Source organism: Citrobacter sp. 50677481 (assembly GCF_001463265.1).
GTDB classification, from domain to species: Bacteria; Pseudomonadota; Gammaproteobacteria; order Enterobacterales; family Enterobacteriaceae; genus Citrobacter_A; species Citrobacter_A sedlakii.
Map to the genome: position 1 here is coordinate 405,727 of NZ_LNHZ01000001.1, position 26,787 is coordinate 432,513.

Genomic DNA, 26,787 nt, shown 5'->3' on the forward strand with positions numbered 1-26,787 from the left:
GTGATTAAATTCACTCCCAATATAGGATCCTGACCTTTCGCCTGTCACGCAAAATTAAACCAGCAATTCAGAAGCCAGCCGTGCAATCAATACATTAGAGAGCAAGACCGGCACATCCAACGACTTTTGCAGCACATCGCGGTGACGCTGATGAAATCCCAGGCAGTCCAGCATAATCACATCCGCGCCCTGCTCAAGCAGCGCTTTACCGGCGTCGATCAACTGCTGGACGCTGCCATGCACCGGATTCGCCAGTGAATAAACCGGCGGCGACGCCAGCACCTGCCACTTTTCCGCCTGGGCAGACATAAGCTCCTCGACCGGCACGATAACGCCCACCTGATGTCCGTCAACGATAGAGGCCACCAGCGGCGGGATAATACGTCGCGGCTCCAGCAGAATACTGTTACGCGCGGTCATACTTCTGATGCTCGCGGTGCTCATCAAAAGAATAATGTCGTAACCCTGGTTATCCAGCACCTCAATAACGCTTTGCAGGTCGCGTTCGACTTTTTGTTTAGAGACATGGGCCGGTTGATTATCGCTAAGCAGGGTTAAGAGCGGTGCTTCTCCTGCGTCAATTTTATAATCCGTGAGCACATCTTCACGGTTCATTTTTCCAAGCAGGCTGTGATGGGTAATGTGCTGTTCGTCGATGTACTCCGTCAGGAGCGGCAGGATTTCGCTCGTGGGTACAACGCCGATAGTGAGAATTGCCAACGACGCGCTCATTTTTGCCACCTTTTTATATTTCGTCGTTTATTTGCGAACAAATGCTCTACGCCACTGCCGACATTTGCCTGATGCAAATTCAAATGCAAAAAAGCGTAGCAGGAGATGGGCAAAGTATTATGTAAAGATTCCAGATGATTCCAGTAAAATATTGTTATCGTTTAATGTTCGTTTTTTGAAACAAAATGTCATCTGCGAAATATGTGATGCAGCTTCGGTTTAGGGATAACTCAGAATCCATTCCGAGTCGCTTGTGGCGTCAGCTTTTTTCAGGATCTTCGTAACGCTTTTTCGCATCCATCGCTTCTTGCGCTGTCGGATGCTCGCTGATTAACGAGTCGGGTTTCGGGTGATCGGCACGCAACTGATACCAGGTCACGGTCTGACCCGGTGCGCCTTTCTCAATGGTGACAATATACGCTTCCCGTGGATAAGGAGGTCTGGTCGGCATGGCTCTTCCTTTTTGTCAGAATGAACCTTAAGTATAGACGCCGCCTTGTTTACGCTGCGTAACCTGCGCCAGCGCGCCCCGAATTTCAGAAATCACCTGGTCGGGCGCGTTTGACGCATCAATGATGAAATGGGCCGCCTGGCGATACAATATGTCGCGCTGGGCAAGCACCTCTCGCACCTCTTCACTGAGCGGTTTGCCGGTTAGCGCCGGGCGCAGTTCTTCTTCAGGCGACGCTTCCAGGCGTCCCACCAGCGTGGACACCGGCGCGCTTAAATAAACGACAATGCCGTTTTCGCGCATGAAGTGACGATTGTATTCCGTCAGAATAATGCCGCCGCCCGTAGCCACGACCGTCGCAGGGGCAGTGACCGCTTCCAGCGCGGCGGTTTCCCGGGCGCGAAACCCAGGCCAGCCTTCCCGTTCAACGATCTCCGCCACCGTCATTTGCATCTGCGACTGTAGCCATTGGTCGGTATCGACAAAGCGGCAGTCAATTGCCGACGCCAGCGCCATGCCAACCGTTGTCTTTCCACATCCACGCGGACCCACAAGATAAAGCGGTTGCGTCATACCGGGAATTCCCCAAAAAGCCGCGACGTTGCGGAATAAAATGTCGTGAAAGTAATAATCATACCACCCAATGCGTAGACAGCCCAAAGTGTAAACATTAATTTCCACCTCGAACTAAAAATAACAATATATCCCTACTATAACAAGAAACAGTGCTGAGAAAACTGTAAAAAATAAATTACATCATCCTTTTCAGCGCTGAGCTTCCCGCCACCACTTCTCCAGCTCAGCCGCGAAGTGCTGGCGGTCACGCGGCGAGAGGCTGTCCGGCCCGCCGGTCTGGATGCCGCTGGCGCGGAGGGTATCCATAAAGTCGCGCATGGTCAGACGCTCGCGGATCGTCGACTCGGTGTAACGCTCCCCGCGCGGGTTGAGCGCTGCGGCGCCTTTCGCCAGCACTTCCGATGCCAGCGGAATATCCGCGGTGATCACCAGATCGCCTGCTGCGCACTGGCGCACGATTTCGTTATCCGCCACATCAAAACCGGCGGGCACGCGCAGCGTGCGGATAAACGGCGATGGTGGAACGCGCAGAGTCTGGTTCGCCACCAGGATCAACGTCTGTTGCATTCGCCCGGCGGCGCGAAAAAGGATCTCTTTAATTACGTTCGGACACGCATCCGCATCAACCCAAATCGTCATACTGTTTCCCGTTAAGAGGCAATTTTCTATTGTCGCGTGCTTTTGCCCTGCGGCAAAGTGCTGTTTGCCCTTCATGGCTCTTTCATAACGCGTTAAGCTAGGCTTTATCAGTCAAAACAACAATTATCACGCATAGGGAGTGACGAGATGGATAAGAAAATCGGTTTTATCGGCTGCGGTAATATGGGTAAAGCGATCCTCGGCGGCCTGATTGCCAGCGGTCAGGTGCTCCCCGGCCAGATTTGGGTTTACACGCCTTCCCCTGAAAAAGTCGCCGCGCTGCGCGACCAGTACGGCATTAACGCTGCGCAATCCGCCCAGGAAGTGGCGCAGATCGCTGATATTGTTTTTGGCGCCGTGAAGCCCGGCATCATGATCAAAGTGCTGAGCGATATCACCTCCAGCCTGAATAAAGAATCGCTGGTGGTGTCGATTGCCGCGGGCGTTACGCTGGACCAGTTGGCTCGCGCGCTGGGACATGACCGTAAAATTGTTCGTGCGATGCCAAACACGCCGTCGCTGGTCAATGCCGGGATGACCTCCATTACGCCAAATGCGCTGGTGACGCCTGAAGATACTGCTGACGTATTGAACATTTTCCGCTGCTTTGGCGAGGCGGAGGTCATTGCTGAGTCGATGATTCATCCGGTTGTCGGGGTCAGCGGCTCCGCGCCTGCCTATGTCTTTATGTTTATCGAAGCGATGGCCGATGCCGCCGTGCTGGGTGGAATGCCGCGCGCCCAGGCCTATAAATTTGCCGCCCAGGCGGTGATGGGTTCCGCAAAGATGGTACTGGAAACCGGTGAGCATCCGGGGGCGTTGAAAGATATGGTCTGCTCGCCGGGCGGTACCACCATCGAAGCGGTACGCGTCCTCGAAGAGCGCGGGTTCCGGGCTGCGGTGATCGAAGCGATGGCGAAGTGTATGGAAAAATCAGAGAAGCTCAGCAAGTCCTGAGCAGGCAACCGGACGTTACGCCGCCACTTCGGTGCGGTTACGTCCGGCGTGCTTTGCTTTATAGAGCGCCAGATCGGCGGACTTCAGCCATTCGCGATAATGGCTAAACTGCGGTGTCAACGGAGCAACGCCAACGCTGATATGCACCATCACCTGCGGAGCGCAGGGCAGACGTAATGCGCGAAGTCCTTCGTGAACCCGCGACATCGCCGCAATGGCATTGCCGGCTGGCGTCCCATGCATAATGACCGCAAACTCATCGCCGCCAAAGCGGCCTATCAGGTCGCTGCTACGCAGGGTCATCCGTAGCTGTCGGGTCAGCGCCTGAATGGCCTCATCGCCGACGTCGTGTCCCCAGGTGTCATTAATTCCCTTGAAATGGTCGATATCAATGATCAGGAGCGTGCAGTCGCAATGCTGCCGGCGACAGCGTTCAAACTCCGCGCGCAGTAGCATCTCCCAGTGGCGCCGGTTAAAGACCCCTGTCATCCCGTCATGGGTGCTCATGATCTTTAGTCGTCGCTTATGCTCCGCCAGCGTTGTCGCGGTCTGGTAACTTACCCAGGCAAATAAAAGCGGATAGAGGATGATAATAGGCAGCGTCAGTCCCCCTTCAAGCGGCGTGCTGGAAAACGACACCACGCCGCCGGTCAGTTGCAGTGTCAGCAAGGTGGATAATGTCATCAGCACCGTTCCGGCGAAAAACAACCGCGAACCGCCCGCGCCCATCAGATTCATCCCCATCATCATCAACAGCGCGCAGGAAGGCAGCGCGTTAACGCCAGTCAGCCCAATCCACACGCCAGCGAAGACCGCATCTATTTTGAAATTGCCGAACTCGCGATGCAGCGGATCGCTTGCCCTGCTGGCAATCTGCCAGGCCAGATGCGGCCAGACGAACGCCCAGCCAACCAGCGCTAACCACCAGCCCCCTGCTACCGGCTGGCTGACCAGGGTTGCCGCAAGGGGGAAGAACATTCCGCCCAGCGCCACCGCGCGCGGCAGCCTGACGCGCCGGGCGAATCGCAGTCCGGAGCGCTGAAGATCGTGCTGCAAAGAGATGTAACCACCCTCATCCGGCGCGATGTGATTTTTGTAAAAATTATCGTCATTCATTATTTTTTGGGAACATTTAGAAATAATTTCCCAAATTATAGAGACGAGCGTGGCGGGGAAAGTATGAGATTTCGGGTGAGCGATGCCCTCGGCTCACCCGTTAGCACTACGCGCTTAGGCCGCTTTCTTCAGGCAGGCGCTCATAAACTTACTGCGATCGTCACCTTTCAGCGACTGCTGTGTCGCCTGAGAATTGCACTCACGCATTTTCTGCTGCTGCGGCGTCAGGCTTTTCTCATTAGGATCGGATTGACTGTTTTTAAGGCAATTACTCATGTACGTCTTGCGGGCATCCCCTTTTAGCGCCTGCGCTGTCGCCTGCTGATTACAGGTGGTCATACGCTGTTGTTGTGGGGTGAGTGTTTTCTCGGCAGCACCGACTGTCGTTAAAAAGACCAGACCAAATAATAGCGTTACCAGTAATGTTATTTTCATAGCACCATCCTTTTTTGAACCAGGACACAGTCGAGCGTTTCGCGAAATGCCTTGCCATGCCGGATGGCGACGATCCGCGAACCTGATTTCGTACTGATGTCATTAAGTCTGGTCGCTAACCTCAAAAAAGCCACCCGACAGCAGTTATTTCGTCATTACGCCATAGTGTCATGACGGGAATTTCAACGCGTCCGGCTGGAATGAACATCAGCGGTAACAACGCAAGGGTTTTACCGCTTCGCTTCATTTTATATTCTCCATGTAAAATACTCACTTACCCTAAATAACAGACCTTGCAGGAAGGCGACAAATGAATGAATCCCGCTGAGCGTAGAAAACGCATTGAGTTATATGCGCCAACGCTACAACACACTTTTAACGGATGTCTTCAGGGTAAAATAATAAAAACAAAGCGACTATAACGTTATGTCGTGACAGGTTTATGACAATGTGTTCTGGCTTATAGCCAAAACACATTCGCGTTGCCGGACAGGACCAAAGCGCCCTGGTCAATTTCCGCCAACGCGTCTGTCACGAAGAATAACGTTAGTAACGAGGGTGTTTCAGGAGTTTTTGGACATACTGGCGCAGCAGTTCTTTATCGTCATCAGAAATGCTGGCATCCGGCTTTACCCCGTCAAGAGCCCCTTCCACCTGTTGAATCAGGATATCCTGCTCTTTTTTCGCCATATTACGCAGCATCGCCGTGACGATAATCTCTAACGCCTCTACCTGAGCAACCAGTTCCTTCGATTCTTCTTCTTTCTGGGCAAGCTTAAGCAACAACTCAGCAATGAGATTTTTCATGACTGTATTCCCTTAACTAAAGAAGCCTGACGTTATCATTGTGAACTCATGCTGCCTAGAGGTGAAGTGTAGTATTTTTAAAAGAAAGAAATGACTTTGCGTAAATAATCACAAATTAACGATAGCGAAACGTTTCTCGCCAGCAGTGAGGAAGACTGAAATTAAAGAAAGCAAATAAATAATCACCTCCAGCCATAATCTAAAGTTATGATAAAAATGCATGGATTTAACTTAAGTCACTTTCTTTTATTAATTCAACCCGTTGTACGACCTTTTTCCCGCTGGCGTAACGTCAGCAATAACTGAACAATGTTGATTAGCACAATGACCGCGGTGGCAATAAATACCCAGCGGAAACCGGCCATTGCCGAGACCGTCGCGCCCATTAACGGCCCCGCAACGTTGCCAAGATACATAAACGACTGATTATAACCAAAAATACGTCCAGTAATTTGCTCACTGGAATATTTCACCAGCAGCGTTTGTACCGCAGGCAGCATCGCGCCATCGGCAAACCCGAGCAGAAAACGCAGTACGCCAAGCTGAAAAGGCGTAGTGACCCATGACATAGCGAAAAACAACACCACCGCACAGATAAGCGTCGCCATTAAAATGCGCTCCGTGCCGATCCGATCGCCCAGCTTTCCCAGTCGCGGCGCAGAGATGAGTGCGGAAATACCCGGCACCGAGGCAATTAATCCGCTCAGAAAAGCGATGTTATTGCTGTCCGGCGCCATCGACTTAATAAACAACGCCAGAATCGGACTAATGGAGCCATTGCACAGTTGAATGACCAGCGTGGTGAAAAACAGGCTAATAACTAACGCCGGGTACGGGAGCGAAGCAAAAACCGCCCTGCCGCTCAGACGTTCACTCTTTTTCAGTGTCGGACGCACGCCTTCTTTGATTAAAAAGAAGGTCACCAGAAAGCTCACCATCAACAGCATTGCGGTAATAAGAAAGACGGGTCGTAGCCCGACATGGTCGGCAATAAAGCCGCCCATCAGCGGGCCGCCAATCACGCCGCTAATTTGCGCGGTCGCCAGCGTACTGAGCGCCCATCCGCTTCGTTCGCGCGGAACCTGCGACGCGACCAGCGCCATCGCATTAGGAATATAGCCGGAAGTGAGCCCCATAATGCCGCGCAGCAAAAACAGCTGCCAGACGTTTGTGGCAAACGCCTGTAGCAGAATCGCGATCGCCATGCCTAAGGACGCGCGCAGCAGCATCAGCTTACGGCCCTTGCGATCGGCGAGACTGCCCCACAGGGGCGAGACAATGGCGGAGATAAGAAAGGTGATACTGAAAGTCAGACCAGACCACATCGAGAGCGCTTCGTGGGAGGAAACCCCTAACTGTGAAATATACAACGGCAAGAACGGCAGGATTTGACTGATTGCCAGACCGGTGAAAAAGCAGCCGAACCAGACGGAAATGAGGTTAACTTTCCAGGATTCCATAAATACTCGTTGTGATAACGTACTGAAAACGCGGCACAGTTTAGCAATAATGCAGCCGCGGAATGGTTCAAGAGATGCGATGGGTCTGAGTTTGCTATTTTATCTTCCCGTTCATCAGATTTGTGAAACAAATCACATAAATGACCCCCACATGCAGCGCGTTATGCTTAACGACAAAGGCCGTATCCGCGCATGCCGAGGTGAAAATGGTTAGCGTGCGCGGCGTTATACTCCGGACCCAACCCGTTACCAAAGTACTGACAGCTCGCACTGAGCATCGCGCGCAGCCAGGGGGCGCTTTCATCCTGCTTCCAGCCGCGCAGCACGCTTATGTTTCGCCCGTCAGCAAGGCGAAAGCCGCTGATATCCAGCGCCTGCGCGCTGGCGTGTTCGCTACGGCGCGCGTCGGGACGGTGGTAGATATTGCGGCAGGCGAAGCTGCCCAGGTGATCGATACGCGTCAGCCTGCTGGCCATAAACTGCTCGGTTAACGGCCGCGCCTGCTGTTCAACAAACAGCGCTGCGCTGAGCGCCAGCGGGCAGGAAGCGAGAAAGCTGCTGCTCAGTTTAACCGCGCCGAAATCCCTGACGCGCACCACGTCGGTTAACGGACAGTCGCCCGTACTGTCGGCCACCGGCTGCGAGGAGATCAGCTTTCGCTGGTTCGCCTGTTGCAGCAAAGTCTGACATTGATCTTTCGTCAGCCGCTGAAGCTTGAATTTGGTCAGCCAGTTGGGCGGATCGGTCAGCCCGAGCGGCGTAAAGGGATTGTAATATGACGGCAGATACCGGTACCCCACGCCCCCCGCCACGCCCAAGAGAATAATAAACAGCCAGTCTTTACCTTTCACGCCCCCTCCTTTGCGTTTCTGCTTAACATTATGGCAGAAGCCCGCGAATCCCTCGTTTTGTCGTGGTAATGTATACGCTTTGCGTTCGATGGAATGGGTTTTAAGATGGCAAAATTGCGGGTAGGAATCGTATTTGGTGGGAAATCAGCGGAACATGAAGTGTCATTGCAATCGGCAAAAAATATTGTCGATGCCATCGACAAGACCCGCTTTGACGTTGTGCTTTTAGGCATTGATAAACAAGGGCAGTGGCACGTCAGCGATGCCGAAAATTACCTGCTCAACGCCGACAATCCGGCGCGCATTGCGCTGCGCCCTTCTACTACCAGCCTCGCGCAGGTGCCGGGTAAACATGAGCAGCAGCTGATTGACGCGCAAACCGCGCAGCCGTTGCCGACAGTTGACGTAATTTTTCCGATCGTTCACGGCACGCTGGGCGAAGACGGCTCATTGCAGGGCATGCTGCGGGTGGCGAATTTGCCGTTTGTCGGTTCCGACGTGCTGGGCTCCGCGGCATGTATGGATAAAGACGTCACCAAGCGTCTGTTGCGTGATGCCGGGCTGAATATCGCGCCCTTTATCACCCTCACCCGTGCCAACCGTCACGCTATCAGCTTTGCCGACGTAGAAGCGCGTCTTGGTCTGCCGCTTTTCGTGAAGCCTGCCAACCAGGGCTCATCCGTGGGCGTCAGTAAAGTCACCAGTGAAGCGCAGTATGCGCAGGCGATCGAACTGGCGTTCGGATTCGATCACAAAGTGGTGGTGGAACAGGGGATCAGGGGTCGCGAGATCGAATGCGCGGTCCTCGGCAACGCTCATCCGCAAGCGAGCACCTGCGGCGAGATCGTGCTGAACAGCGATTTCTATGCCTACGACACCAAATACATTGACGACAACGGCGCGAAGGTTGTGGTGCCTGCGGCGATCGCGCCTGAGGTTAACGACAAGATCCGTGATATCGCGATCCAGGCTTACCAGACGCTGGGCTGCGCCGGTATGGCGCGGGTGGATGTCTTTTTAACGGCGGATAACGAGGTGGTGATCAATGAGATCAACACCCTGCCGGGATTCACCAATATCAGTATGTATCCGAAACTGTGGCAGGCCAGTGGGTTAGGCTACACCGACCTGATCACCCGGTTAATCGAGCTGGCGCTGGAGCGTCACGCGGCGGATAACGCCCTGAAAACGACCATGTAATCTGCACTTTTGATTGCCCGGTAGCGTCAGGCTTACCGGGCGCTCAAATGCACATTATTTGACTGACGCAGCGTCGTCATCTTCACACTCGGCGACGAATGATCAGCCCCGCCAGCCAGAAGCTCATCACCCAGGTGACTGCGCCCACGGCATAGGTTTGCCAGCCTTTAGCTTCAAATCCCAGCAACCCGACGACACCGTTAAGAATAAAAATAAGCCCGATGGCGAAGGCATAGTAATGCCAGTCGCGGCGGATTTTTACAGGCAAATTCATAGCGTCTCCCGCACGAAAAAAAGCATAGTGGCATAGTACTGGAAACCCGTCTGTGCCGTATGCGGAATTTCTTAAATGTTGCAAAATTTAAATTAAGGTAATGTATTTGTGACAAGCGGCAAAAATCTGCATTCCAGGACTCATCCCAGGCTTAATTTACCATCATTCTGATATTGACAAACGCGATGACCTGTCAGACTCACACTACGTTCCTGGCAGATGTCAGGCAGAAAGCAGAAATTCCCGCGGAGGTCATTTATGGCTGATTTCACTCTCTCAAAATCCCTGTTTAATGGGAAACATCGAGAAACCTCCTCTACCCCTGGCAACATCGCGTATGCGGTGTTTGTGCTGTTTTGTTTCTGGGCTGGCGCGCAGATCCTGAACCTGTTGGTTCACGCGCCGGGTGTATATGAGCATCTGATGCAGGTTCAGGAGACGGGACGTCCGCGCGTCGAAATCGGGCTGGGCGTCGGTACAATATTTGGCCTGGTGCCGTTTCTGGTCGGCAGTCTGATTTTCGGCGTGATTGCCGCCTTCCTGCACTGGCGGCATCGCCATCACTGATCTTTCCTGTCGGGTGGGATTCCCTCACCCGACCCGCTACAGCTTCATACATCTCGCCCGTCGATCGTCTACCCGTTTTGCGAACCACGCCGTCGTCAGATTACGGGTAATCTTGGGACTTTCCAGTTGAATACCCGGCAGCATCTCTCGCGGTAATGCTTTACCCGTTTTCTTCTCGGCGAGAGCGTAGACCCCTTTGTACAGATCCGTCTCTTCGAACGCCAGGCTGTCGCCTTTTTCCAGCTGTCGACGGATAGCGCTTTCACTGAGATCCAGTTTGTTCGCCAGCTTACGCACCGCCAGCTCGGTTTTGCCCGCCGCCTTGCTGCCATACGCGATCAAATCGCCGTCCAGCGCCAGTTTTACACCGCTGGCTTTGCTGACGGCATTCTGGAAAGCGGCATTACGGCTGGCATACCATCCGGCATTAAAGTCGGCAAAGCGAAAAATTGGCGCGCTGTAGTTCGCCGGATAATTGAGCAGATGGTAGGTCCCAAACCACAGTCCGCCGCGACGGGTGAAGACTTCCTGACGCACCGTACCCTCCATCGTCCACGGGTAACCGTTGGCGTGCTGCTCGGCGAAAGCGATGCTGACCTGCATCGGACCGCCCGTATGAACCGGATTCAGCGAGCCAAACAGCGTCTGCCCCATCGGCACCATATTGATGAAATCATCAAAAATCGCGCTAAGTTGTTTTTCGGTTTTTACCGTATCAAGGCGATCGCTGTAGCTCTTGCCATTCGGGGAGTTGATTTTAAGCGCGGTATGCACCAGAAAAAGCGGAATATGCATGCGCCCGGCGCGGCGGTCAATCTCCTGCCAGGCGATTTTGCTCAGCCCCGGCACGGTGGGATCGGCTGTATAGTTAGACTCCTGCTGTGCGACCGCCAGCACCGAACAGACGTTTTCCTCCGTCGGGGCGATCTTCTGGCTCTCAAAGGTTTTCGCCAGGTCTTTGGCCCAGCTATCGCGGTCTTTGACGCTGGCTGGCATTTTCTGGCGCACCACGCTCGCGACGTCGACGGCTTTCTCCCCTTTTTTTAGCGGCTGCGCCGTCTGGGTAGTGCATCCAACAAGGACCAGCCCGGCCAGTAATGACAAAGGGGAAAAACGAGACGCCGCCGACATAATGCTTCCTTATGTTAACCAAGAGTGTGGGTGACAGCCTGAATATCGTTGTCGTTCAGTTCGCGCTCAAAGCTGCGCAGACGTTTGTAGATAGACATCAGCTCCACCAGCGTGGTCCATGAGTTTATCAGATACTGAAAAGCCCCACGTACCTGGCTAAACACATTGGTGATTTGCGTCATCAGGCCGAGCGTAATCGTACCGGCAACGATCGACGGAAACAGCAGGAACAAGCCGAAAACGTTATCCACCTGCAGGTACAAAATGCGGGCGATATTAAAATACATGTAGTGGAAATAGAGACGGAAATAGTTCTGGCGCACCGCGTTGAACAATTCACGAACCGTTGGCGGCGTGGCGCGGTTGGCGTCGTCTTCGCCATACACCAGCTCTTTACGATAAGCCGCTTCGACGCGCTGATTTTTGAACTCCAGCCCCGGCAGCTTGATCCCAACCACCGCCAGCAAACCGGTGCCCATCAGCGACCAGATAATCGCGGCAATCACCAGACCGTAAGGCACATGGCCGACAATCGGCAGTTCCGGTACGTGTGGAGAAAGCGCAATCAGCACCGGCAGAAAAGCGATTAAGGTCATAATCGCCTTAATAAAGCTCACGCCCATGCTTTCCAGCGTGGAGGCAAAACGCATGGTATCTTCCTGCACACGCTGGGCGGCACCTTCGATATGACGCAAATGCTGCCACTGCGCCATGTAGTATTCATTCATCGCCGTACGCCAACGGAACACATAGTGGCTGACGAAAAAATTGTTCAACACGCTTATCACCACGGCAATCAGCGCAATCCCCAGAAAGATACCTAACTCATTGTAGAATTGCGCCATTGTGACAGTATGAGGAGCGCTAAGCGCTTTCTGAATCAGATCGTAAAAGGGCGCATACCAGGCATTGACGGCCACCCCAACTTCAACCAGAAACCAGGTCACAAAGACAATCAGCGACGTGCCGAGAATCGACCAGTACTGCCAGCGGTGCGGGCTGTAGATAAACCAGAACAGGGCAAATACCCCCACGCAAAGCACGTAATAAGCATAAAAGATCAGGTAGTTCAAAGACCAGAAACGCGCGGCGCTAATGGGCACGTCGTCCGTTGCGCCGGTGAAATGCGCAACCCAGTCTCCCCCACCCGCCTGCCAGAAAATGACGGCAGCGATTGCCCAAATAAACGCCGAGAGAAAAAAGGGTCCCGGCTTCGGGAAAAATGACTTGAACATAATGCTCTCCTGCTAACTTCTTATCGTTATGACAACGGCTGTGCTGAAGAAAGTAAAAACGTCACACCAGCGAAACCGCCATTGTGACCAGAACGGCGGCGCTTAGTTCGTCTGCCATTGCTGAAATATTGTTTCGACGGATTACAGCCTCCCGCACAAAAACGACGGCTACTATACGCTCAGGATCACAAAAGCGAACTTTCTTTCGCCGCAAAAAACGTGGATTTACTCGTCGTTACGTTTTTATAACTATCCTTGCTTTAATTAGCGCTTTGAAAAAGAACGCGCCGTAGTATAAATACGAACTGTCTTCTTCCTTTTATTCTTGCATGGACACCACCGTTGAAACGTAGTCTGCTTTTTTCTGCCGCGCTGTGTGCGGCGTCATTGACCTCAGTCCAGGCGGCGCAGCCTATCGCTGAACCGGTTTTCGCATCTGATATCGTTGAACGTTACGCCAATCATATTTTTTATGGCAGCGGCGCAACGGGGATGGCGCTGGTTGTGATCGACGGCAACCAGCGGGTCTTTCGCAGCTTCGGCGAAACCCGCCCAGGTAATAACGTGCGCCCACAGCTGGACTCGGTTATCCGTATTGCCTCGATAACCAAGCTAATGACCAGTGAAATGTTGGTGAAGCTGCTCGACCAGGGCACAGTCAGGCTGGACGATCCGCTGAGTAAATACGCTCCTCCAGGCGCATATGTTCCGTCGTATCAGGGCAAACCGATCACCCTGGTGAACCTGGCGACGCATACCAGCGCCCTGCCTCGCGAACAGCCTGGCGGCGCGGCGAAACGTCCGGTTTTTGTCTGGCCGACGCGTGAGCAGCGCTGGCACTATCTTTCTAACGCCACGCTAAAAGCCGCGCCGGGTTCGCAGGCGTCATATTCCAACCTGGCGTATGACCTGCTGGCGGATGCGTTGGCTACCGCCGCCGGTAAGCCTTACACCCAACTCTTTGAAGAAAAGATCACCCGGCCTTTGGGCATGAAAGACACGACCTATACGCCGTCCCCCGACCAGTGCAAGCGTCTGATGGTGGCGGAAAAAGGCGCCAGTCCGTGCAATAACACCCTTGCAGCGATTGGCAGCGGCGGCGTCTATTCAACGCCGGGCGATATCATGCGCTGGATGCAGCAGTATCTGTCCTCTGACTTTTACCATCGCAGTCGTCAGGCCGACAGGATGCAGACGCTGATCTATCAGCGTGCGCAACTCACCCGCGTGACGGGCATGGATGTGCCGGGTAAAGCAGATGCGCTTGGCTTAGGCTGGGTATATATGGCGCCGAAAGAGGGCCGTCCGGGCATTATTCAAAAAACCGGCGGCGGTGGTGGATTCATTACCTATATGGCGATGATTCCTCAGCAAAACGTCGGGGCGTTTGTGGTCGTGACGCGCTCACCGCTGACGCGTTTCAAAAATATGAGTGACGGTATTAACGATCTGGTCGTCGAACTGAGCGAAAATAAACCGTTAGTGGTTCCGGCATCCTGATCAGTATTCTGAAGGCAGACGGTTAATTCCCACCAGTTTGCCTTTATTCATTTCGATATAGCCGCCCTTACGTAATGCCGCCAACACTTCCGCTACCACCGAGCGGGATATACGCGTGCGCTGGTGAATATAATTCATGACGCCAACCCGTGCGCGTAATCCTTCCTCCCATTCATTCATTGAAAACAGGGTCGAACGAATTTGTTCATAGGAGTTATTGCCGATCAGTTGCAGATCGCGCAGTTCAAGAATGCGGTTCAGCCACGCCAGCCAGCAAAATGCATCACGCCACAGCTGGCACTCTTCGATAAGAGTCACGGTTTGCGATGAAGGCAGAAAATAACCGGAACAGGTTCCATCAGAGATCAGCTCATACGGCACGTTGTTTTCCATCACGCCGTTAGCAAGGCCCATGATAAAAGGCGCCTGCCCTATGCCGACCAAAATGTGTTCCTGCCGTCTTAATGAAATGATGCCATCAAGGATAACTACGGTGTTATCACGATTCACATCACTGGAATAAAGAGTCTGTTTCTCATTACGGGAAAACTCAAAACGCGTTCCATATTTTGATAAACATGCGTCGAGCCGAGCGAATTCGGTTAATGGTTTACTGACAGGCAACATATTAGCGTTCCTTGCATTAATGCCCGTCAAATCCTTGACGGGCATTGTTTACCAATTTAAATACGCTTACATCTGTTCCACTCGGGAACGATTACCAGGTGTATTTAACGCCGACGTTAGCAGACCAGTCCTGGTCGACATCGCCGCCACCGAGGTAGTTAGCATCGGTGTATGCGCTGAAGTTTTTGGTGAAGCTGAACTGTGTACCCAGGCCCACGCGAACGGCGGAACCTTCAGTGCCGTTATCGATGGAGTCACCGTTTACGTCAGCATCGTTATTGGCATCGTCATAGACGTAGGCCAGTTTGAAGTATGGCGTCAGCGCCTGATCTTCGCTGTAAGCGAAGGTATAACCTGCGTCAACACCCAGTTCATAACGCATGCTGTCGTAAGACTGACCGTCAACCTGCAGATTGTTGCTCAGCTGGTAGTCGTCGCCAGACTGGAACAGGCCAGACACGCTGCCGTACGGCGTAAGGTAACCCGCATCGCCCAGTTTCCAGTCATAACCCAGTTTCAGACCGAAGCCCCAGGCATCCGTAGACGCGCTGCCATCAACATACTGTCCATTGCTCATGTTGGCGGACAGATCGTTGTTGAAGTGCGAGTAGCTCATGTTGCCATCAACAAAGATGTTGTTTGCAAAACGCGCGGAAGAGTAGATGTACGCGGACTGGCTGTCCTGATCCACCTGACCGGTATGGTCGCTCATGTCGCCTTTGCCGAAGCCTGCCGCGGCACCGACGATCCATTTCGCGTTGTTACCATCAATTTTGGTATCAACACCGACCATGATGCCGTTAACATCCTGATCGTAGTTAATGGTGCCGTTGTCGCCGCTGAAGCTGCCGCCGAAGTAGCTCACCCATGCGCCGCCGTTATCAGCCAGACCGTGACGCGCGTTGGTCAGACGAGCCCCTACGGTGTCCTGCTCCAGATTCCAGATATTGTTGTTAGCAGACGGGATGCTCAGCGCCATGTTCGCATAGTCTGTCAGCTCCATCTGCTGCAGAACAACGGTATTGCCTTCCTGCTGCGCCTGATAGGTGTAGGCACCCAGATCCGCTTTGTTAGCGGCGGAGAAGGTGGCAGTGCTGTTCTTATCGTTTACGTAGATCAGCTCTTTGCCCTGATAATCCGCAACAGCGCCTTCGCCCGTCGCGTTGTCGATACGCACTTTGTAGTTGCCGGTTGCAGCCGCAACGCCATCACCCGCATTATCAACTTCAGCCAGGTCCGCGCTATACGCATCGCCGTTACCGTTAATGGTCAGGTGACCATCAGAGTTCATGGCGATAACGCCGTAGCCGTAGTTAGACTGGCTGTTGTCCCAGGTACGATCGTTAGTCAGATCGGCGTCCAGCACGAAACTGTTGCTGTGAACATCAAAGACACCGGCGTGTACGTTGCCGTTGGCGTCAGTATAACTGGTCAGGTTCAGGGTATCCGCTTGCAGTGCATACGCGGTGCTATTGCCCACGTCCAGTACGCCGTCGTTGGTCACCGTGATCGAGTTGGCATACAGTGCCGCATCATTAGTGCCCCAGCCCGCAGAAACATCATCAGCAATGGTCACGGTACTGTTGTCGATGGTCAGCGCATCGGTCGCAACATGACCATCTTCATTGATATTCAGCGCCGCGCCGCCGGTCAGTGCGATGGTGTCAGAAACCAGTGAAGAATCTGCAACATTCACGACAGAACCGCTGTTGATGTTCAGGGTATCGATCAGAGAGGACTTCGTCGTATCCCACTGAGAACCATTATTCAGCGTGACGTTGAATAAACCACTTTGATATACGTTGTTGCCAATGACGTGACCATCTTCACCGTAGGCAGTGTCGCTGTTATCCACGCCATAGGTTGACCACGGCCACAGGCTGTTAGCGGCGATATCAATCAGCGTAGAGGTTTTGTCAGTACCTGCAGCAACGCTGTCGTAAATACCGTCGCCATCGGTATCCGTCTGATGAACAGACATCGCCGCGCCAACCCACTTAGTGCCGTTGTCCAGCGTCAGATCCAGACGATCGGTGCCATCCCAGCCGTTAGTGTCCACGTGGTCGTCAGTATCGCGATAGCTGTCCGCACCGTTCGGGAAGAAGTTCTCGTCAAAGTTGCTGGAGAAGACCACATCCCCCATCAGCGAGGAATTGCTCAGATACGCAGTGGTTTGCATTGCATTATCGGCTGCCGGCGTGGCAACCACGGCTAAGGCGACGTCATCCGCACTGTATTCGCCACTGTAATCGCTGGCATTGTTATTGTTGCCAAACCAACCTGACGTGCCTTCGTCGGAGAGAGACCCTGAGGTCACAGTAGAATCGGTAACGGTAATTGTGTTGTTGAAAATTTCGCCGCTGTTAACGCCAGTGCTGACCGTATTGTCGTCAACATCTTGCCACTCGTATCCCTGAGTCAGCGTAATACCCGCCACGTGAGAATTATTGGCGATAGTCAGATCAACTTCCTGATCCAGGGTAATCGCGGTGCCCATGTTATACACGTCGACAACATGGGTATCCGCTGTGCCGTCGGTATAGGTGCCGTTGTAGGTATAGTGTTCGTAGTTATCGTCGATGGTCGAGTTATCAACGGTGAGCGTCAGGCGGTCGTAAACATACCCCGTTGTGTCACGGCCCACACAATCGGTGGTCATGCATTCCGAGGTGATCATACCGTGAACGGTACTGTTTTTGATCGTCAGGCTGTTGTCATTGGTGTTGGTGCTCAGACCATCATCCAGGTAATACGTTGAAATGACGCCATTAACGGTTGCATTCTTGATAACCGGGTAAATATCTCCGTTATATACGCTGTCCGTAGCGTAGTTATTCCAGCCGACATAACCTTCAAAATAGACGCCGTCAGCGTAAGAGGAATTATCATAGTGCACAAACGTATTATACGTTGTGCCGGAGATATCCGTTGAAGCATTCGCCTGAGAAGTGATTGCCAGAGTGCAAGCCAATGCTAATTGTGAGACTACAAGTTTCTTTTTCCAGGAGTGCATTTGTCATCCCTCCTCAGGGACGTAATAGTGTTGATCCATCAATTATTAATGCATAGAAAACAATTTTGTTTTGCGAGGAGGATTATGCGATGCCTTTACGGAAAGGTTCAATTAAACTTTGTTTTCCGTCCGGAATCGGACATTAATAATAACATTAAAAATGCATTAACAGCATCAAATAAAAAGAACCACAAAAACAAGCAATTACAATATAAGCAACTCTAAAGGCATACAGAAAATAAATGCAACACAGCATTATCAACACGATACTGAATGAATAATCCTGTAATCACCTCAGACCGCTAAAAAATAAAATCAATTAGTATTCAAAATACAGCCGCAAGAATTAATTTCATTCTCGTATATGAATAATGAGCTATGCATAACAATTTATTGTTCAGATATTTCTTTAAATTGACGTACAAACCGCGCTTAGCGCCAACTTTCGTAAAACACGGATGACCAGATTCAGGTATACTAGCGACTTCGTTTTCACAAACATCAGGCATCCCATGACAGACTTAATCCACCGCCCTCGCCGCCTGCGCAAATCCGCTGCGCTGCGCGCCATGTTTGAAGAGACAACACTGAGCTTAAACGACCTGGTGTTGCCGATCTTTGTTGAAGAAGAACTCGACGACTACAAGGCTATTGAGGCCATGCCCGGCGTTATGCGCATTCCGGAAAAGCATCTGGCGCGCGAGATCGAACGCATCGCGAACGCGGGCATCCGTTCCATCATGACCTTTGGTATCTCTCACCATACCGATGACACCGGCAGCGATGCCTGGAAAGAAGACGGTCTGGTGGCGCGCATGTCACGCATTTGCAAGCAGACTGTGCCTGACATGATCGTGATGTCAGATACCTGCTTCTGCGAGTACACCTCCCACGGCCACTGCGGCGTACTGTGTGAGCACGGCGTTGATAACGACGCGACACTGGCGAACCTCGGCAAGCAGGCGGTTGTTGCCGCAGCCGCGGGCGCTGACTTCATCGCGCCGTCCGCGGCAATGGATGGACAAGTACAGGCCATTCGCCAGGCGCTGGACGCCGCGGGCTTTACGGACACCGCGATCATGTCCTACTCCACCAAGTTCGCGTCATCGTTCTACGGCCCGTTCCGTGAAGCGGCAGGTACCGCGCTTAAAGGCGATCGTAAAACGTATCAGATGAACCCGATGAACCGCCGAGAAGCGATCCGTGAATCCCTGCTCGACGAAGCACAGGGCGCGGACTGCCTGATGGTGAAACCCGCTGGCGCGTACCTTGACGTATTGCGCGATATCCGTGAACGCACCGAATTACCGCTCGGCGCGTATCAGGTCAGCGGCGAGTACGCGATGATCAAATTTGCCGCCATGGCGGGCGCGATCGATGAAGAAAAAGTGGTGCTGGAAAGCTTAGGCGCGATCAAACGCGCGGGCGCGGACCTGATCTTCAGCTACTTCGCGCTGGACCTGGCGGAGAAAAACATCCTCCGCTAAGGTTCCTGCTTTTTGCTGGTTGCCGGATGGCCTACCCATCCGGCCTTTCCCCAAAACGTCACCCGACCGTCATACAAGCGACACTTACGCCTTCTACTGTCTGCTCAGGACAGATGGAGGGGATGCTATGTTTAGTCTCGAGAACGTACTCAACGACCTTTGGCCCGAGGCGAGGACCACGCCGTGGCAGAAGTCATTATTACAGCGTCTGCTCTATGAAAAAGAGTTTCAGCAGTTTGCGACACGCCATCCCCATCTCAAAGGGGTGGATATGGTCGAACAGGTCCTTGAACATCTGGAGATTCGCTGCGAGATCCCCGAACATCACATTGAAAATATTCCCGAATCGGGTCCCCTGGTGGTGATTGCCAACCATCCCACCGGCACGCTGGACGGACTGGCGCTGATCTATGCCCTCTCCCGCGCCCGACGTGATATCAAAGTCGTGACGAATCGACTGCTTTCGCACCTTACCCCGCTCCGCTCGTTGTTCATCCCGGTAGACAATATTCATGGCCGTACGCCGAAATCCTCGTTGCAGCGAATGGATGCGCATCTGCAGGCGGGTGGCGCACTGGTGTTCTTTCCCGCCGGAGAAGTTTCCCGCCTGACCCTGAAGGGGATAGCGGAGCGGCACTGGCATTCCGGGTTCATCAGAATGGCGGAGAAGTACCGCGCGCCGCTGCTGCCCGTTTACATTCACGCACGTAACAGCCCGTTGTTCTATGCCTGCGGCCTTATCTCCGCGCAGGCCTCGCTGCTGCTGTTAATGCAGCAAATGTTTCGTCGCCGTGGCAGCACCCTGCCCGTGCGTATCGGACAGCAGATTGCCTGGACGCAGTGGTCCGCCCCCCAACGCACCGTTCGCGAGTTGGCCGGGAAGTGCCGTGAGCACGTCATTGCGCTGGGCCAGAACCGGGCCGGCGTGTTTCGCACCGAAAGCACCATCGCGCCGCCAGAGAACAGAGCGCGGTTGAAACGCCAACTGGCAAACGCGGAGTGTCTGGGCCGTACAGCAGATGGCAAAATCATCTATCTCTGGCAACGTAACGGGCAAGAAGACGCGACCATCCTGCGCGAGCTGGGACGGTTACGGGAAATCGCTTTTCGCGCGGTCGGTGAAGGCAGTGGTAAACGCCGCGACATCGACCGTTACGACGATGAATACCTGCACCTGATTTTATGGGATGAAGACGATCTGGAGATTGTTGGCGCGTACCGCTTTGCCCCCTGCGCTTTGGTGCAACAAAAACAGGGGCTTGACGGTCTGTATAGCCACAGCCTGTTCGACTACGATGCGCGCATGGCGGACATTATGCAGCAAGGTATTGAACTGGGGCGCAGCTTTATCCAGCCGCGCTACTGGGGACGACGGGGGCTGGACTATCTGTGGTCCGGCATCGGCGCCTGGCTCGCGCGCAATCCGCAGTACCGTTACCTGTTCGGACCGGTGTCGATCTCCGGCGGACTGCCTCCCGATGCCCGGGATCTGCTGGTGGCGTTCTATCGTCTGTGGTTCCCGCCCACGCATCCGCTGGCCGTCTCCCGCCAACCCTGTCCGGCATCGCTTCCCGATGTGCTGGCGCAGTTTACCGGCAACGATTACGCCGAAGATCTCACCCGTCTGAAATCGCTGTTGGGCAATCTCGGCTGCGGGATCCCGCCGCTGTATAAGCAATATTCCGAGCTGTGCGAACCGGGCGGCGTGCAGTTTATCGATTTTGGCCGTGACCCGGATTTCAACAACTGCGTGGACGGGTTGGTCCTGGTGGATTTAACCCGACTGAAGGCCAACCGCTACGCGCGTTATATCGGCGCGCATACGTAGCGCTTTAATTTAACCTGCCCGGAAGAACGGCTTATCCCCGAGAACAGTGGCCCGGTGCATAATTCGTCGCTGCGGCAGGTAATCGGCGTTGGCGTAATGCTGCGTCACCCGGTTATCCCAAATCGCCACATCATTCGGCTGCCAGCGCCAGCGCACCTGGAACTCCGGTTTCGTCATGTGGGCGAACAGGAAACCGAGCAGCGCCTCACTCTCTTTCTCTGTGACATCGACAATTCGCGTGGTGAATCCCTCGTTGACGAACAGCGCTTGTTTACCGCTTACCGGATGGGTGCGTATCACCGGATGCAGCAGCGGCGGATGTTTCGCCACGGCTTCCCGCCAGCGCTGATGCTCCTCCTCCGTCCGGCGGTATTTATACTCAGGGAAAGATTTGCGAAAGTCGTGCTCCGCCCGTAGCCCGCGCAATAACAGGCGAAATGGTTCAGAAAGCGCGTCATAGGCGGCAATACCGCTGCTCCACACCGTATCGCCGCCGGTATCGGGTAACGTTTTGGCAGCAAGTATCGCCCCGGATGGCGGCGTCTCAATAAAGGTAACGTCAGTGTGCCAGTTGTCGTTATCCGGTGGATTATCGTTGTGCGTATCCAGCACGATAATCTCATCCACCCCGTCGGCATGGGGATAAACAGGATGAATATGCAGATCGCCAAACCGCAGAGCCAACGCGCGCTGCTGCCGGGGCGTGATGGCCTGCCCGCGCAAAAACACCACCTGATGGCGCAGTACCGCATGGTAAAGCTGCTCGAACTGATTATCGCTTAGCGGACGGGTCAAATCCGCGCCGGAAATCTGTGCGCCAATAAACGGCCCCAGCGGGGTAATTGCTAAACGTTCACTCATTGGACTTCTCCATACCAGGGCGTCAGGCGGCGCTGAAGCGCGCGCAAACCCAGTTCTAAAATAAAAGCGATAACCGCAATGACCGCGATCCCTGCCAACACGACGTCGGTCGCGAGAAATTCCCCTGCCGACTGCACCATAAATCCTAAGCCCCGCGTCGCGGCGATCAGCTCCGCCGCCACCAGCGTCGACCAGCCGACGCCAAGTCCGATACGCAAGCCGGTCAGGATCTCTGGCAATGCTCCCGGCAGGATCACGAACCAAAGTACCTGAAGCCGGCTGGCGCCCAACGACTGCGCCGCGCGAATGCGCACCTGCTGTACGCTTTTTACGCCGGCCATTGCCGACATCGTCACTGGCGCAAAAATCGCGAGATAGATCAGTAAGATCTTCGAGGTTTCGCCGATGCCAAACCAGATCACCATTAGCGGCAGATACGCCAGCGGCGGCACGGGCCGATACAGCTCAATGATCGGATCGAGCATGCCGCGCACCGTCGGGCTAAGCCCCATCGCGATCCCCACCGGAATACCGACAGCGACTGCCGCCAGCAGCGCCAGCACGATGCGGCTCAGACTGGCTGCCAGATGCTGCCACAGCGTGGCATCCATAAACCCCTGCGGCCCGGCAATAGCAATCAGCTTTTTCAGTACCTGCTCCGGCGGCGGCAGGAACAAAGGACTCACCAGTTGCATCGCCGCCACTGCCCACCACGCGAGAAGGATCGCCGCCAGCGTAGCAATGCTCAGCGTGAACTGGCGGGAGAATGGCCTGCGCCATTTCAGCGCGCGCGGGCGCGGTTTATCGTTAATCAACACGCTCATGAAAAGGCCTCCCGCTCGGCGAAAACGCGCTGCAAAACATACTCGCGGGTGTCGATAAACTGTGGGTCGGACTTGATACTACGCCCGCTTTCCCCCGCGACAACGCGCCGGGAAAAGTCGAGCGGCAGCCGTTCCAGCACCCGCCCAGGTCCGGGAGAGAGCAACAGCAGTTCGGTGGCCATAAATACTGCTTCTTCAATATCATGGGTAATGAGCAGCACCTGTTTTCCCGTCTCGTGCCAGAGCTTAAGCAGCAGGATTTGCATCTGCTCGCGGGTAAACGCATCCAGCGCGCCAAAAGGTTCGTCGAGCAGCAAAAGTTGCGGGTTTGCCGCCAGCGCGCGGGCAATACCCACGCGCTGGCGTTGCCCGCCGGAAAGCTGCCAAATGTAACGCTGCCCGGCCCCGTCCAATCCGACCTTCCTCAACATCGCCTGCGCAATGTCATCACGCTGCGCTTTTTTCACGCCCGCCAGTTGCAGACCCAACGCGACGTTGTCCTGCACGTTGCGCCACGGCAGCAGTCCTTCCTGTTGAAACACCACGCCTCGCTCCGCCCCCGGTCCGTCAACACGCTTCCCTGCCAGTTGTATCGTCCCGCGCTGATACGGCATAAACCCGGCGATCAGATTCAGTAGCGTGGTTTTACCGCAGCCGGACGGGCCCAGCACGACCAGCAGTTCGCGGCTGTCCAGCGTCAGACTGATATCTTCCAGCGCGGGCTTTCCGCCGTAATCGGCGTATAAATGAGAGATTTGCAGCATCCTCGCCTCCTTTACGGTATAAAGCGATCGGTAACGAACTGGCTGTAGTCGCTTGCCACGGCGGGAACTTTGCCCTGCGCTTTCAGGAACTGCGCCGTGTCGATAATCGCTTTATTCACCGGCCCATTCAGTTCCGCTATCTGCTGCTGCGCCGTCAGGTAAGAATTACCCTTCACCAGACCCGGCACATCGGCTTCTGGCACGCCGCTTAGGCGCGACAGCTTGCGGAGGTTCTCCGACTGCTTCAGCCACGCGTCCGGATCTGCAATATAAGGCTGCTGCGCGTCGAGCGCGCTTTTGGCGAAGGCTTTCACGACTTCCGGATGTGAATCGGCAAAATCTTTCCGCACCACCCAGACATCAAGCGTCGGCGCGCCCCATTCCCCAACCTGAGCGGAGTCGGTCAGTATCTTGCCCTCTTTTTCCAGCGTATTAACCGCGGGCGCCCAGACATATGCGCCGTCAATATCCCCACGTTGCCAGGCGGCAATAATTGCCGGTGGCTGCAGGTTTATAATCTGTACCTGATCAGGCTTTATTCCCCAGTGCTTCAGCGCCGCCAACAGGCTGTAATGGGTGGTGGAGATAAACGGTACCGCAATACGTTTGCCGATCAGATCCGTGGGCGTGTGGATATTCTTCTTCACCACCAGCGCTTCGGAACTGCCGAGTTTAGAAGCGAGCAGGAAAACTTCGACAGGCACCTGCTGGCTGGCTGCGACCGCCAGCGGGCTGGAACCGAGATTACCAATCTGAACGTCGCCCGAGGCCAACGCGCGTACGATGCTCGCCCCGCTGTCGAACTTGCGCCAGTCGACGGTTGCGCCGCTCGCATTCTCAAACGTGCTGTCCGCCTGGGCGACTTTTGCCGGTTCAGCGGAGGTCTGATACGCGACGGTGACGTTAACCGCCTGCGCCTGAAACGCGATGAATGCCAGAACGGCAAGAAGTGAATAATGCGATGAACGTGCCATAGGTCTGCTCCCTTGTCTTGTTATAGAGGCAGTATTTCGTCGCAAAAGAAATTGATAAAGGAATTAAAAAGTCTTGCTAATAGCAAAGCGTTTTTAGAAAAAAATCGGCAATAGTTAGTGATTTCGCGCATTACCCCAAACGACGCCGCTGTCAGGTTGCATGACGTTTTTGTTACATCCATTCCATAACTACGCCTGATTGATTGCCAGCGCAGCGGCGGCAGGCATCATAGCGATATGATCCGGCAAGAGAGCAAAAAGATGATACGTGTGGTGCTGGTGGACGACCATGTGGTGGTGCGATCCGGTTTTGCGCAGCTACTGAGTCTTGAAGACGATCTGGACGTCGCGGGCCAGTACAGCAGCGCGGCAGAAGCGTGGCCTGCGCTGCTGCGCGAGGAGGTCAACGTGGCGGTGATGGATATCGCCATGCCGGATGAAAACGGCCTGAGCCTGCTGAAGCGACTGCGGGCGCAAAAACCCCAGTTCCGCGCCATTATTCTCAGTATTTATGACTCGCCGACCTTTGTGCAAAGCGCGTTGGATGCAGGCGCCAGCGGCTATCTCACCAAGCGTTGTGGACCGGAGGAACTGGTTCAGGCCGTACGTTCCGTCGGCATGGGCGGGCACTATCTCTGCGCCGATGCGCTACGCGCGCTGCGCGGCGGGAAACAGTCATCACCGGTCCTGGAAGCGCTTACGCCACGCGAGCGCGAGGTATTCGACCTGCTGGTGAAGGGCGATAGCGTGAAAGCGATCGCCTTTAAGCTCGACCTGAGCCATAAAACAGTACATGTGCATCGCGCCAACGTGCTCGGCAAGCTGAACTGTCACAGCACCATTGAGCTGGTGCATTTTGCGCTCGACCACCAACTGCTGGCGGGGCACTGATGTCGCGCGGCGTTCGCCACGTCGTCATTTCGCTGTTTATCCTGCTGGCCTGGGGAACGGGCTGGCTGATGCTGTGGACGCTCAGTTTTTACCTGACCCACAACGGTCAACAAGCGGCGCTGTTTTTACCGCACGGCGTTTATCTGGCGCTGCTGATCCTGCTTTCGCGTCGTTACTGGCCCGCGCTGGTCTTACCCCCCATAGCGATGCTCTTCTGGCTGCACAGCGAACACTTACTGAATGGCTATCTGCTGACGGCCGCACCGTTGATCGGCCTGCTTCCCGCCAGCCTCGCACAGCAGTACTGGCGCCGTTTCCCACTTTACTGGCAGCGGCTCACCCTGCTGCTGGCGACGGTCACCGTCGCTTCTCTTCTGAATACTGTCCTGCTTTCTCCGTTTGTGAAAAGCCCGGCATTACTGCTCGGGCTGGCCTCATTTACTGGCGGCGTACTGCTGACGCCGTTTGTTTATCTGATTTTTGAATTTCTTCGCCAGCAGCACCGTTATCATCTGCTGGGGCTGGACACCACTAATCCACCGCTGCGCACCTCGCTGATTATCTGGTGCAGCCTGTTTTTTATCATTGGCATCGGTACCCAGATGGTGCTTTCGCCGGAAATTGAACGGCTGCTGCTGATTGTGGTCTTTCTCCCCAATGTCGTGATGGCATGGAAATTCGGCTGGCAGGGCGGCGTGCTTTCTGGCCTGCTCGGCAGCATGATGATCACCCTCGCCCGTCAGGTTGGGGTTGGATTCAGTAACCTGATTGAGCTGGAGATCTTCCTCGCCACCCAGTCGCTGCTGGGCATCGGGCTGGGGATCGCCATCAGCCGTCAGCAGCATCTGGCGCAAAACCTGCACCATTACCGGCAACGTCTGGAGGCCGAACTGGCGGCGCGACGGGCGCTGACTGAAAAGCTGATCCATACAGAGGAAGACACACGTAAAAATCTGGCGCGCGAGCTGCACGATGAAATCGGCCAGAACATTACCGCCATACAGATCCAGTCACAATTAGTAAAACGGGCGCGCGATCCGGCGCAAACCCAGGCCGCCGCCAGCCAGATTAACGAACTGGCCCGGCGCATTCACCACTCTACCCGTCAGCTTCTGCGCCAGCTTCGACCGCCCGCGCTGGATGAACTGTCATTCAAAGAGGCGCTGCATCATTTGCTCAACGAGTTTGCTTTTCAGGAGCGCGGTATCCGCTGCCGGTTTGACTATCAGTTGCCCTCCACGCCCGAAAGCGAAACGGTGCGCTTTACCCTCTACCGTCTGTTGCAGGAACTGTTGAACAACGTCTGTAAGCACGCCGCCGCCAGTGAGGTCTCGATTGTTTTGCGCCAGCGCGGTGAGACGGTGTATCTGGACGTAAAAGACAACGGCGTGGGCATCGACGTGGCGCGCATGTCTGGCTTCGGTATTCAGGGAATGCGCGAACGCGTCAGCGCGCTCGGCGGTGAACTGACCCTGGAGTCACGGGACGGCACGCGGGTGAGTGTTAACTTGCCCACAAATTTGCAACAAATCGCCTTTTAACCAGGAAAAAGTCTTAGTCACTCCGGACTTTCTCTCATCCCCTTTC

26 protein-coding genes are annotated in these 26,787 nt (G+C 54.5%); 8 read left to right on the forward strand and 18 right to left on the reverse strand.

Annotation, left to right across the window (positions count from 1 at the left end):
• Positions 1-54 precede the first annotated feature (54 nt).
• From APU02_RS02075 to APU02_RS02090, 4 genes are all read right to left on the reverse strand, one after another.
• Positions 55-732 carry an AroM family protein gene (locus APU02_RS02075; protein WP_042286031.1) on the reverse strand — a complete coding sequence of 226 codons (678 nt, stop codon included), beginning with the start codon at positions 730-732 and terminating at the stop codon, positions 55-57.
• Between the two features lie 259 nt (positions 733-991).
• The gene (gene yaiA, locus APU02_RS02080; RefSeq protein ID WP_042286035.1) at positions 992-1,183 is read right to left on the reverse strand and encodes a protein YaiA; all 192 of its coding nucleotides are present in this window, start codon (positions 1,181-1,183) and stop codon (positions 992-994) included.
• Positions 1,184-1,210: 27 nt separating this feature from the next.
• Positions 1,211-1,756, reverse strand: coding sequence for a shikimate kinase AroL (gene aroL / locus APU02_RS02085; RefSeq protein ID WP_060569079.1), 546 nt, complete (start codon positions 1,754-1,756; stop codon positions 1,211-1,213).
• A gap of 192 nt (positions 1,757-1,948) precedes the next feature.
• Positions 1,949-2,398 carry a YaiI/YqxD family protein gene (locus tag APU02_RS02090; RefSeq protein WP_042286041.1) on the reverse strand — a complete coding sequence of 150 codons (450 nt, stop codon included), beginning with the start codon at positions 2,396-2,398 and terminating at the stop codon, positions 1,949-1,951.
• 147 nt (positions 2,399-2,545) lie between these two features.
• On the opposite strand from APU02_RS02090, the gene proC reads away from it, so the two are divergent.
• Entirely contained in the window at positions 2,546-3,355 is an 810-nt protein-coding gene (gene proC / locus APU02_RS02095) for a pyrroline-5-carboxylate reductase (RefSeq protein ID WP_042286044.1), read from the forward strand.
• A 15-nt stretch (positions 3,356-3,370) separates the two neighbouring features.
• Here the strand turns inward: proC and adrA are convergent, their stop codons facing one another.
• The 5 genes from adrA to APU02_RS02120 all read right to left on the reverse strand — a co-directional run bounded on the left by adrA (position 3,371) and on the right by APU02_RS02120 (position 8,024).
• Positions 3,371-4,471, reverse strand: coding sequence for a diguanylate cyclase AdrA (gene adrA, locus APU02_RS02100; protein WP_060569080.1), 1,101 nt, complete (start codon positions 4,469-4,471; stop codon positions 3,371-3,373).
• A gap of 114 nt (positions 4,472-4,585) precedes the next feature.
• Positions 4,586-4,906, reverse strand: coding sequence for a phosphate starvation-inducible protein PsiF (gene psiF, locus APU02_RS02105; protein WP_060569081.1), 321 nt, complete (start codon positions 4,904-4,906; stop codon positions 4,586-4,588).
• 546 nt (positions 4,907-5,452) lie between these two features.
• The gene (iraP, locus tag APU02_RS02110; RefSeq protein WP_042286052.1) at positions 5,453-5,713 is read right to left on the reverse strand and encodes an anti-adapter protein IraP; all 261 of its coding nucleotides are present in this window, start codon (positions 5,711-5,713) and stop codon (positions 5,453-5,455) included.
• Between the two features lie 254 nt (positions 5,714-5,967).
• Positions 5,968-7,173 carry a multidrug efflux MFS transporter gene (locus APU02_RS02115; RefSeq protein ID WP_060569082.1) on the reverse strand — a complete coding sequence of 402 codons (1,206 nt, stop codon included), beginning with the start codon at positions 7,171-7,173 and terminating at the stop codon, positions 5,968-5,970.
• 167 nt (positions 7,174-7,340) lie between these two features.
• Positions 7,341-8,024, reverse strand: coding sequence for an extensin family protein (locus APU02_RS02120; protein WP_060569083.1), 684 nt, complete (start codon positions 8,022-8,024; stop codon positions 7,341-7,343).
• Positions 8,025-8,129: 105 nt separating this feature from the next.
• On the opposite strand from APU02_RS02120, the gene ddlA reads away from it, so the two are divergent.
• Positions 8,130-9,224, forward strand: coding sequence for a D-alanine--D-alanine ligase (ddlA, locus tag APU02_RS02125; RefSeq protein ID WP_060569084.1), 1,095 nt, complete (start codon positions 8,130-8,132; stop codon positions 9,222-9,224).
• Positions 9,225-9,306: 82 nt separating this feature from the next.
• On the opposite strand, the gene APU02_RS02130 is transcribed toward ddlA, so the two are convergent.
• A complete protein-coding gene (locus tag APU02_RS02130; RefSeq protein WP_060569085.1) occupies positions 9,307-9,498 on the reverse strand; it encodes a DUF2754 family protein in 192 nt (63 codons plus the stop codon).
• 258 nt (positions 9,499-9,756) lie between these two features.
• Between APU02_RS02130 and APU02_RS02135 the strand changes: the two genes are divergently transcribed.
• Positions 9,757-10,065, forward strand: coding sequence for a YaiY family protein (locus APU02_RS02135; protein ID WP_012904778.1), 309 nt, complete (start codon positions 9,757-9,759; stop codon positions 10,063-10,065).
• A 36-nt stretch (positions 10,066-10,101) separates the two neighbouring features.
• Here APU02_RS02135 and APU02_RS02140 read toward each other — a convergent pair whose 3' ends face one another.
• Positions 10,102-11,196, reverse strand: a complete 1,095-nt coding sequence (locus APU02_RS02140) for a DUF1615 domain-containing protein (protein ID WP_060569086.1) — start codon at positions 11,194-11,196, stop codon at positions 10,102-10,104.
• A 14-nt stretch (positions 11,197-11,210) separates the two neighbouring features.
• Positions 11,211-12,431 (reverse strand): peptide antibiotic transporter SbmA, encoded by a 1,221-nt coding sequence (sbmA, locus tag APU02_RS02145; RefSeq protein WP_060569087.1) that lies wholly within the window; start codon positions 12,429-12,431, stop codon positions 11,211-11,213.
• A gap of 342 nt (positions 12,432-12,773) precedes the next feature.
• Between sbmA and ampH the strand changes: the two genes are divergently transcribed.
• Positions 12,774-13,931 carry a D-alanyl-D-alanine-carboxypeptidase/endopeptidase AmpH gene (gene ampH, locus APU02_RS02150; protein ID WP_042286067.1) on the forward strand — a complete coding sequence of 386 codons (1,158 nt, stop codon included), beginning with the start codon at positions 12,774-12,776 and terminating at the stop codon, positions 13,929-13,931.
• Here the strand turns inward: ampH and iprA are convergent, their stop codons facing one another.
• Together iprA and ehaB are read right to left on the reverse strand one after the other, a co-directional pair.
• A complete protein-coding gene (gene iprA, locus APU02_RS02155; RefSeq protein WP_060569088.1) occupies positions 13,932-14,558 on the reverse strand; it encodes a hydrogen peroxide resistance inhibitor IprA in 627 nt (208 codons plus the stop codon).
• Between the two features lie 91 nt (positions 14,559-14,649).
• Positions 14,650-17,571 carry an autotransporter adhesin EhaB gene (gene ehaB / locus APU02_RS02160; RefSeq protein WP_060569089.1) on the reverse strand — a complete coding sequence of 974 codons (2,922 nt, stop codon included), beginning with the start codon at positions 17,569-17,571 and terminating at the stop codon, positions 14,650-14,652.
• 512 nt (positions 17,572-18,083) lie between these two features.
• Between ehaB and hemB the strand changes: the two genes are divergently transcribed.
• Entirely contained in the window at positions 18,084-19,058 is a 975-nt protein-coding gene (gene hemB / locus APU02_RS02170) for a porphobilinogen synthase (RefSeq protein WP_060569091.1), read from the forward strand.
• A 127-nt stretch (positions 19,059-19,185) separates the two neighbouring features.
• The gene (locus APU02_RS02175) at positions 19,186-20,886 is read left to right on the forward strand and encodes a GNAT family N-acyltransferase (RefSeq protein WP_060569092.1); all 1,701 of its coding nucleotides are present in this window, start codon (positions 19,186-19,188) and stop codon (positions 20,884-20,886) included.
• 9 nt (positions 20,887-20,895) lie between these two features.
• Here the strand turns inward: APU02_RS02175 and tauD are convergent, their stop codons facing one another.
• The 4 genes from tauD to tauA are packed head-to-tail and all read right to left on the reverse strand — an operon-like array spanning position 20,896 to position 24,309.
• The gene (gene tauD / locus APU02_RS02180) at positions 20,896-21,747 is read right to left on the reverse strand and encodes a taurine dioxygenase (RefSeq protein ID WP_060569093.1); all 852 of its coding nucleotides are present in this window, start codon (positions 21,745-21,747) and stop codon (positions 20,896-20,898) included.
• Positions 21,744-22,571 (reverse strand): taurine ABC transporter permease TauC, encoded by an 828-nt coding sequence (tauC, locus tag APU02_RS02185; protein ID WP_060569094.1) that lies wholly within the window; start codon positions 22,569-22,571, stop codon positions 21,744-21,746. The genes tauD and tauC overlap by 4 nt, the downstream gene beginning before the upstream one ends.
• Positions 22,568-23,335 (reverse strand): taurine ABC transporter ATP-binding subunit, encoded by a 768-nt coding sequence (gene tauB / locus APU02_RS02190; RefSeq protein WP_060569095.1) that lies wholly within the window; start codon positions 23,333-23,335, stop codon positions 22,568-22,570. Before tauB ends, tauC begins: the two co-directional genes overlap by 4 nt.
• Positions 23,336-23,346: 11 nt before the next feature.
• Positions 23,347-24,309 (reverse strand): taurine ABC transporter substrate-binding protein, encoded by a 963-nt coding sequence (gene tauA, locus APU02_RS02195; RefSeq protein ID WP_060569096.1) that lies wholly within the window; start codon positions 24,307-24,309, stop codon positions 23,347-23,349.
• 261 nt (positions 24,310-24,570) lie between these two features.
• Here tauA and APU02_RS02200 point away from each other — a divergent pair, with 261 nt between their 5' ends.
• Positions 24,571-25,200, forward strand: coding sequence for a response regulator transcription factor (locus APU02_RS02200; RefSeq protein WP_042286212.1), 630 nt, complete (start codon positions 24,571-24,573; stop codon positions 25,198-25,200).
• A complete protein-coding gene (locus tag APU02_RS02205) occupies positions 25,200-26,741 on the forward strand; it encodes an MASE1 domain-containing protein (protein WP_060569097.1) in 1,542 nt (513 codons plus the stop codon). The genes APU02_RS02200 and APU02_RS02205 overlap by 1 nt, the downstream gene beginning before the upstream one ends.
• The last annotated feature ends 46 nt before the right edge of the window (positions 26,742-26,787 follow it).

Coding starts and splice junctions, on each gene's coding strand:
- APU02_RS02075 (WP_042286031.1), bottom strand. CDS start 732: ATGAGCGCGTCGTTGGCAATTCTCACTATCGGCGTTGTACCCACGAGC.
- yaiA (WP_042286035.1), bottom strand. CDS start 1,183: ATGCCGACCAGACCTCCTTATCCACGGGAAGCGTATATTGTCACCATT.
- aroL (WP_060569079.1), bottom strand. CDS start 1,756: ATGACGCAACCGCTTTATCTTGTGGGTCCGCGTGGATGTGGAAAGACA.
- APU02_RS02090 (WP_042286041.1), bottom strand. CDS start 2,398: ATGACGATTTGGGTTGATGCGGATGCGTGTCCGAACGTAATTAAAGAG.
- proC (WP_042286044.1), top strand. CDS start 2,546: ATGGATAAGAAAATCGGTTTTATCGGCTGCGGTAATATGGGTAAAGCG.
- adrA (WP_060569080.1), bottom strand. CDS start 4,471: ATGAATGACGATAATTTTTACAAAAATCACATCGCGCCGGATGAGGGT.
- psiF (WP_060569081.1), bottom strand. CDS start 4,906: ATGAAAATAACATTACTGGTAACGCTATTATTTGGTCTGGTCTTTTTA.
- iraP (WP_042286052.1), bottom strand. CDS start 5,713: ATGAAAAATCTCATTGCTGAGTTGTTGCTTAAGCTTGCCCAGAAAGAA.
- APU02_RS02115 (WP_060569082.1), bottom strand. CDS start 7,173: ATGGAATCCTGGAAAGTTAACCTCATTTCCGTCTGGTTCGGCTGCTTT.
- ddlA (WP_060569084.1), top strand. CDS start 8,130: ATGGCAAAATTGCGGGTAGGAATCGTATTTGGTGGGAAATCAGCGGAA.
- APU02_RS02130 (WP_060569085.1), bottom strand. CDS start 9,498: ATGAATTTGCCTGTAAAAATCCGCCGCGACTGGCATTACTATGCCTTC.
- APU02_RS02135 (WP_012904778.1), top strand. CDS start 9,757: ATGGCTGATTTCACTCTCTCAAAATCCCTGTTTAATGGGAAACATCGA.
- APU02_RS02140 (WP_060569086.1), bottom strand. CDS start 11,196: ATGTCGGCGGCGTCTCGTTTTTCCCCTTTGTCATTACTGGCCGGGCTG.
- sbmA (WP_060569087.1), bottom strand. CDS start 12,431: ATGTTCAAGTCATTTTTCCCGAAGCCGGGACCCTTTTTTCTCTCGGCG.
- iprA (WP_060569088.1), bottom strand. CDS start 14,558: ATGTTGCCTGTCAGTAAACCATTAACCGAATTCGCTCGGCTCGACGCA.
- ehaB (WP_060569089.1), bottom strand. CDS start 17,571: ATGCACTCCTGGAAAAAGAAACTTGTAGTCTCACAATTAGCATTGGCT.
- hemB (WP_060569091.1), top strand. CDS start 18,084: ATGACAGACTTAATCCACCGCCCTCGCCGCCTGCGCAAATCCGCTGCG.
- APU02_RS02175 (WP_060569092.1), top strand. CDS start 19,186: ATGTTTAGTCTCGAGAACGTACTCAACGACCTTTGGCCCGAGGCGAGG.
- tauD (WP_060569093.1), bottom strand. CDS start 21,747: ATGAGTGAACGTTTAGCAATTACCCCGCTGGGGCCGTTTATTGGCGCA.
- tauC (WP_060569094.1), bottom strand. CDS start 22,571: ATGAGCGTGTTGATTAACGATAAACCGCGCCCGCGCGCGCTGAAATGG.
- tauB (WP_060569095.1), bottom strand. CDS start 23,335: ATGCTGCAAATCTCTCATTTATACGCCGATTACGGCGGAAAGCCCGCG.
- tauA (WP_060569096.1), bottom strand. CDS start 24,309: ATGGCACGTTCATCGCATTATTCACTTCTTGCCGTTCTGGCATTCATC.
- APU02_RS02200 (WP_042286212.1), top strand. CDS start 24,571: ATGATACGTGTGGTGCTGGTGGACGACCATGTGGTGGTGCGATCCGGT.
- APU02_RS02205 (WP_060569097.1), top strand. CDS start 25,200: ATGTCGCGCGGCGTTCGCCACGTCGTCATTTCGCTGTTTATCCTGCTG.